The sequence below is a fragment of the Aquabacterium sp. genome (assembly GCF_029946005.1).
Classification (GTDB): Bacteria; Pseudomonadota; Gammaproteobacteria; order Burkholderiales; family Burkholderiaceae_C; genus Aquabacterium.
Genome location: NZ_JAQSDR010000025.1, coordinates 21,260 through 27,815, shown reverse-complemented (window position 1 = coordinate 27,815; position 6,556 = coordinate 21,260). Strand labels below are relative to the sequence as shown.

General features: G+C 60.4%; 6 protein-coding genes. 2 read left to right on the top strand and 4 right to left on the bottom strand.

The annotated features are described in order from the left end of the window. Positions 1-222: 222 nt before the first annotated feature. Positions 223-867 (bottom strand): TetR/AcrR family transcriptional regulator, encoded by a 645-nt coding sequence (locus PSV38_RS13225; RefSeq protein ID WP_300548134.1) that lies wholly within the window; start codon positions 865-867, stop codon positions 223-225. 153 nt (positions 868-1,020) lie between these two features. Here PSV38_RS13225 and PSV38_RS13220 point away from each other — a divergent pair, with 153 nt between their 5' ends. Both PSV38_RS13220 and PSV38_RS13215 read left to right on the top strand, forming a co-directional pair. Next, positions 1,021-2,070 carry a putative solute-binding protein gene (locus PSV38_RS13220; protein ID WP_300548132.1) on the top strand — a complete coding sequence of 350 codons (1,050 nt, stop codon included), beginning with the start codon at positions 1,021-1,023 and terminating at the stop codon, positions 2,068-2,070. Continuing rightward, entirely contained in the window at positions 2,067-3,038 is a 972-nt protein-coding gene (locus PSV38_RS13215; protein WP_300548130.1) for an alpha/beta hydrolase, read from the top strand. The genes PSV38_RS13220 and PSV38_RS13215 overlap by 4 nt, the downstream gene beginning before the upstream one ends. Before the next feature lie 571 nt (positions 3,039-3,609). Here the strand turns inward: PSV38_RS13215 and PSV38_RS13210 are convergent. Genes PSV38_RS13210 through PSV38_RS13200 form a run of 3 tightly spaced genes read right to left on the bottom strand, consistent with a single transcriptional unit; the run spans position 3,610 to position 6,410 of the window. Next, a complete protein-coding gene (locus tag PSV38_RS13210; RefSeq protein WP_300548128.1) occupies positions 3,610-4,605 on the bottom strand; it encodes an NAD-dependent epimerase/dehydratase family protein in 996 nt (331 codons plus the stop codon). Positions 4,606-4,616: 11 nt separating this feature from the next. Beyond that, on the bottom strand, positions 4,617-5,690 hold the full coding sequence (locus PSV38_RS13205; RefSeq protein WP_300548126.1) for a hypothetical protein: 1,074 nt from the start codon (positions 5,688-5,690) through the stop codon (positions 4,617-4,619). Between the two features lie 30 nt (positions 5,691-5,720). After that, the gene (locus PSV38_RS13200) at positions 5,721-6,410 is read right to left on the bottom strand and encodes an SDR family NAD(P)-dependent oxidoreductase (RefSeq protein ID WP_300548125.1); all 690 of its coding nucleotides are present in this window, start codon (positions 6,408-6,410) and stop codon (positions 5,721-5,723) included. Between the last annotated feature and the right edge of the window lie 146 nt (positions 6,411-6,556).

Genomic DNA, 6,556 nt, shown 5'->3' with positions numbered 1-6,556 from the left:
AATCTCCGGTTGCCCGTGCACACGCCCGTTGGTCTGCAACGAGCGCTTTTTATGCCTTGTCCAGATGGTCACCCGAGTGGATGACCCGATTTGTTACCGCCTGAATGGCGGGGTTTTGATCCGTCACGCCCAGGTGGCCGTCCCGCCATTGGTGATGAAAGTCTCGCTGCCGTTGATGCGGCAAGTGTCTCCTTCCTTGACCGCTTGGGTTCTTACCCTTGGTCACCTCGGCGACATTGCGGCATACCCACGCATGAAAAGGGTCACGTTGGCCTCAAGCAGCACGGTGTCGTCCTGGTCGGAAGGTAGCGGTAAACCAAGCATCGCGCAGTAGTGTCGTCTGCCCAGAAACAGCGACAGAAACTGATCGGCGGCCGCTTTAGGCTGGCCCACTTGCAAGCTGCCGACCCGTGAGGCCGAATGCAAGTATTGCGTGAGCTCCCGCGCCAGCCGGTCCGGGCCCTGCCGGAAGAACGCCTCCCGAATTTCCTGGTGCTGCCCCCCCTGACTGAACAGGATGCGCTGCACATCGATCACGTTGGGATCACCCATGAATTCGAGGAACCTTCTGCCCAGCGCGGTGAGCACCGCGGCAGGGCAGTGTGGGTCCATGTCGGCCACGCCGATGAACCCGATAACCTGGTCCGTGTGCTGGCTCACCGCGGCCTCGAACAACGCTTCCTTGCTCGGAAAGTAGCTGTAAATGGTCATCTTGGAGACGCCGGCATCCCGTGCGACGGACTCCATGCTGGTCCGCTCAAGCCCACGGTCGAGAAACTGCCGGGTAGCGGCGTGCAGGACACGACGCATGCGTTCCGGGTCGCGCGGACGTCCCCGCTTGACGGGAGAAAGGGTGTGGTCGGTCATGAGGTCACCTGTGTGGTCAGGGGCAATCGTACAAGAGCCCGCCGTGCCGACATGGCAAGACCTACCTTTGCGGTGGATCAGTGTTTACGATACTTGACGGTACAGTAAATACCAAAGATATTTACTGTACTAGTAAGTATAGGAATTTTTTATATGAAACATAAAATTTTGCGTCGCGCCATCGTCTGGCTGCCAACGCTGGCCGGGCTTGCAGGCGGCGCATGGGCCGCCGGCAAGCCCGTGGTGTGCGTGTGGGACATCATGGGCACGGCCGGGAGCACGTACAGCATGGCGCAGGACTACGCCGTGGCCATGGGCCGACAGGGTGTGGACCTGGAACTCAAGAGCTACATCAATGAGCGCATCGCCGTCGAAGACTTCCGGACCGGCCAATGCGTGGCCGCGCTCATGACCGGCTTCAAGGCTCGCCAGTTCAACAAGCTGGCAGGCTCTCTGGACAGCATGGGCTCGACCACGGTGGTACGCGATGGCCGCATCGACATGCCTGGCAGCTACGAAGTGCTGCGCCGCGCCATCCAAGTGTTCTCCAGCCCGCAGGCCAACCAGCTGATGCAGGACGGCGCCTTCGAAATCGGCGGCCTCTTCCCGCTGGGTGCGGCCTATCCCATGCTGCGCGATCGAAGCCTGACGTCGGCCGAAGCGCTGGCCGGCAAGAAGGTGGCGGTGTTCGACGATGACAAGGCACAAGGCCTGCTCATCCAGATGCTGGGCGCCCAGCCCGTGTCGGTCGATGTCATGAATGTGGGCACCAAATTCAACAACGGCATGGTGGACCTGGTCCACCTCCCGGCCATGACCTACAAGCCTTTCGAGCTGGCCAAAGGCATGGGCAGCAAGGGTGCCGTGGTGCGCATGCCCGTCATGATGCCCACCATCCAACTGGTGCTGTACAAGGCGCGCTTTCCCGAAGGGTTCGGCCAGCAATCCCGCGCCTTCTGGGCGGCCCAGTTCGACCGGGCCAAAGGCTTCGCGGCCCAGGCGGAAACGGGCATCCCCGCCGCCACCTGGTACGACATGCCTAAGGAGCACCTTGCGGCTTATGCCAGGGCCTTGCGCGAAGGCCGACTGGAAGGCGCCAAACAGGGCATCTACAGCAAACGAACCCTGAACGTGCTGCAGAAGACACGCTGCGGAATCAGTCCCACAGAGCCCGAGTGCTCGCAACCAAAGGAAATCGAATGAACACCATCACCGAATCAAACCTTCGGCTCACCCCGAACCAGTCTTCGCAACACACAAAACGGTCAGACATGGCACCCACCTTCACCACCATCAAGTCCACCTTCATCTCGGGAAGCGTCCAGTGCGCGGCCACCCTGCGGGTGCCGCTGGATAACCAGGGCGAGGCCTTGCCTGCCATTCTCATGGTGCACGGCTGGGGCGGCATTCAAAAGGGGATGACGAAGCACTTCTACGAGCGTTTCCTCCAACTGGGCTACGCCGTGATGACCTTCGACTACCCAGGCTGGGGCGACAGCGCAGGGCTGCCGAGGAACCGCATCAACCCCTGGCAACGGGTGCGGGACGCCGATGCGGCGCTGGCACATCTCAAGAGTTCGCCATTGGTAGATGCCGGCAGGATCGTGCTATGGGGCTCCTCGTTCGGCGGCGGGCACGTGGTGGATTTGGCGGCCCAGCATCCCGACCTGATGGGTGCGATCGCCCAGATCCCGGTGCTCGACGGGCTGTCGGCGGTTAGGGCGGTGCCCACCTTGCGAATGCTGCGCTTTCTGGCCTACGGCTGCGCAGACATGCTCGTCGGGCCCGTCTACATGCCCGTATTGGCGCCCCCCGGAAAGTTTGCCACCTTCTCCAGCGATGGAGGCTACGCGGCCTTGCTTCAGAGCGAAAAAGAAGACAATCACGTCTACGACAACCGGGTGGCCGCCCGTTCCGTATTCAACGTGGCCTTCTACCGGCCGATCAAGCGGATCAAGGACATCCGCGTGCCCATCCTGCTGATCGGAGCCATGCAGGACTCGATCGCTCCGTTCTCCGAGCGCAAGATTCAAAAGATAAGCAATCCGAACGTGCAAACCAGCCTCCTGGACGCCAACCACTTCACCCCCTATTTCAAGCCGGTGGTCGATGCGAACCTGGCCATCCAGGCGCCCTTCTTGACGAATCTGCTGAAACAACACAACTTGTGAACGCGGCATGGGGGAGCATGTACCTGCTGTCCACGGCTTTGCGCAAGAGTGAAGCCTTCTTTTGGGTCTCGATTTACAGCCAGGCCATGGCCGGTGACGCCCAAGTTCCTAAGGTAATGCCGAACTTGCACAGTACATAGTAGAAGCACCGAAGGTTCCTGGGCCATAGGTGCGTGGTCATGGCTTCAATGCTGCACGCGACCACGCCCAGTGCAGCGCTTCAAGTGCCCTTGTATTGCGGGCCCCAATGTTCGAGTCGTATCGCCCTATCACCGGTTGAACTCTTAGTCAAACCGAAAGCTGATCACGCCGGTCCTGGTAACGGCCGCTGACAGGCCGAGCTGATCAGCGACCTTGTAGAGCTTCTCGCTAGGCTTGAAAGCGCGTTACTGCATGTCAGTCAACATCATTTCCTGCAGCTCTGATACCGCATCCGATACCGAAATGCTTACCCCAATGGACGTAGATTTGCCGTTCAAGTCAAACGACCGCGTAGCATCATTCGGGACTTTGGTGGCCACCAACACGGGATCATTCTCACACTGTCCCTGATAGAACACTCACAACTTGCTCACAGGCCGCGTTGAGCAATGTCCCGAGCCAACTGCGCCAGAACCATCTCGTAGGACACCTGCGGGGCCCAGCCCAGCGCACGGGCTTTGTCAGTGGGGAACTGGTTGTTCCAGGCGATGAGGTTGAGTGACTCCAGCGTGACAGGCGGGCGCTGGCGGTGATTCCACCAGCGGCACACGGGCTCACTCACATGCGCACCGAGGTAGGCCAATGCACGCGGCACCGAGCGAGGCGGGGGTACGTTCAGCAGCCGAGCCAAATCCTCAAAGTAGCGCTGCCAGGTGACGGGCAGCCCATCGTGAACATTGAACACCTGCCCAAACGCCACGGGGCGGGTACTGGCAAATAACAAGAAATCGGCCACGTTGTCCACCACCGCCAAGGCAGCGTTCCCCCGCCCGCCGCCGACCAGCGCGGGCATGCCTTGGCGCAAGGCATGCGCGGCATCCAGCAACCAGGGCCCGGAGCCTGGCCCCACAATGTTCGCTGGCCTGACCACGCACACCCGGCCCCCTTGATTGGCAAAGCGCTTGGCCAGTTGCTCCTGGCGCTGCTTGGCCCGGCCATAGGGGCCTTGCGCCTTGCCGAACCATGTGCCCTCGTGGCAGACGCCCCGCTGGATCGCATCACCATAGGCACAGATGCTCGTGGTAAGCACCACCGCTGAGCAATGGCGCCTGGCGGCATCGAAAACGTGTGCGGTACCCCCCACCGTGACTCGCTCATGGTCCTCGTCTCGCCCTGCGTCACCCACCATGGCAGCGAGATGAAACACAGTGCGACAACCCATCACGGCATCGTCCACATCCTGCGAGTTGGTGATGTCGCCACGGATGACGCCCACACGAAGCCCCCAATGGTTGGGGGCCTGCTCATGAGGCAAGGCCAACACCCTCACCGACCATTTGGTGTGCGCCAGAATCTGCCCCACCAAGGCACGCCCCAAAAATCCACACCCACCAGTGACCAGCACCTCGGTATCTGCCCTGTTCATGTGTGGCACCTTTACTTGGCTGCGGCCTGAACTTGGCCAAAGTGTGCCTCGCCAAATAGATGGCTGGCCACATCGCCTGGAAAGGCCCAAAAAGGCGTGCGCTCACTGGAGGTCGCACAGTTGGGGTAATCGGGGTTGGGGCTGGGGCCAGCAAGGGTCTTCTCCAACACCATGGAGATGTATTGGTCGTTGCTGCCTTCCAAGGTGTTGCCGTTGAGAATGACCTCGACACCCGTGCTCAAGGCGTATCGCCGCACGGCATTGATGCGTGAATTGCGTGGCTCGTAAGCATCAACGCCCACCCCATTCTCACTGCTCACACGGATGCCATCGGGCACGCGAGCCGCCATGGAATGGTTGCCCTCTGTGTGCCCAGGCGTATGAATCAATGCCAGGCCAGGCCCCAGGCTCAGGCTGCCCTCAAAAGGCAAGACGCGCTCAGGCGCAATACCTTCGATGCCTTGCGGGCAGTACCAATCTGCCTGAATGGGTAGCAGCTTCAAGGCTGAGGCCCACTCCTGGTGATGAACCAACAACCGGGCATTGGGAAAATACGCGGGCCTGCCTTCCGAACCCAGCCATTTGCGAACATCGTGGGTGTGCAAGTGGTCGTAGCTGATGTAATCCACCTGCTCAGGGGTGATGCCGCATTGGGCCAAGGCGCCCTCAACCGTGTTGTACTGCGGCGCGAATACGCGATTGACAAACTCTGGAATGCCCTTGGCCAGGCGCTTGAAGAAAGGCGTCTGGCGGTTGGCCTCATGATCGGTTGGTGAGAGTATCAACGTGCGCAGCATGCGTTCATGATCGAGGTACTGCACCACAAACAAGCGATTGAGCAGGTGCACCAAGGGAAATTTGAACCCTCTGTGCGCATAGACACCGGAGAAGGCGTAATACGTTGGGTACGGGGCACGGATCAGGTTGAAGCTGCGATAGAACAGCACCTCGGGCTCGCGCAACATGCGCTCGCGCAGCACACGAGCGGCCTGGCGCGTGGCATCCAGCCGGGCCTGAGGGCTGCAGTGGGCTCGGCTCAGGTCAAAATCAGCCAACGTGCGCATCCCAAGCAATTGAGGGGTCATCAGTGCATTCATCATGCTGGGCGTGACGGATCAAAACCCCGCCATTCGGGCGGTAACAAAGCGGGTCATCCACTCGGGTGACCACTTGGACAAGGCATAAAAAGCGCTCGTTTGCAGGCCAACGGGCGTGTGCACGGGCAGCCGGAAATTCGGCCGCTGGGCCATGCGCCAGATACAGCGCGCCACGTCATCAGCGCTGAGGCGAATGCCCAGGAATTGCACCGTCTTCATCTTGTGAACGTCGTTGGTCACCATGGCCGTGTTCACAAACAAGGGCAACACGTCCACCACGCGCACCCCGTGCCTGCGCCATTCAATGTCCAAGGATTCAGTCAGGCTGCGCACCGCCGCTTTGGCCGCAGAATAGGTCGACAGCATGGGCTGACCATACAAGGCCGAGGCTGAGCACAAGTTGATCACGCGGGATCCTGGCGTGAGCTTGAGGTAGGGCAAGGCGTGGTGACAACCATTGATTACGCCCTTGAGGTTGATGTCGATCAAGCGGTAATGGCTTGCCAATGGAACCTCTTCGAACAGGCTGGTCACGGACACACCCGCGTTGTTGACCAACACATCCAGACGCCCACCTGAGGCCAAGACAAAAGAGGCCAGTTGCAAAGCCCATTCACTGGCGTTGGACACGTTCAAACGCCCAGCGTGCGTGTTTGATTGACCCAGGTGTCGCTGCAACTCCAGCACGCCCACCCGCCTCATCGACATCAAACAGGCCGACAAACCACCCCTCGCGCGCAAAACGCTCGGCCACGGCCCGCCCAATGCCTGCAGCTGCGCCGGTGACTAAGATGCTTCGACTTCTGAGGTTAGATGCTGTGCTAATTTCTGGCTCCGGTATTGCAATGCAATGC

Coding starts and splice junctions, on each gene's coding strand:
- PSV38_RS13210 (WP_300548128.1), bottom strand. CDS start 4,605: ATGAACAGGGCAGATACCGAGGTGCTGGTCACTGGTGGGTGTGGATTT.
- PSV38_RS13220 (WP_300548132.1), top strand. CDS start 1,021: ATGAAACATAAAATTTTGCGTCGCGCCATCGTCTGGCTGCCAACGCTG.
- PSV38_RS13200 (WP_300548125.1), bottom strand. CDS start 6,410: ATGTCGATGAGGCGGGTGGGCGTGCTGGAGTTGCAGCGACACCTGGGT.
- PSV38_RS13215 (WP_300548130.1), top strand. CDS start 2,067: ATGAACACCATCACCGAATCAAACCTTCGGCTCACCCCGAACCAGTCT.
- PSV38_RS13225 (WP_300548134.1), bottom strand. CDS start 867: ATGACCGACCACACCCTTTCTCCCGTCAAGCGGGGACGTCCGCGCGAC.
- PSV38_RS13205 (WP_300548126.1), bottom strand. CDS start 5,690: ATGACCCCTCAATTGCTTGGGATGCGCACGTTGGCTGATTTTGACCTG.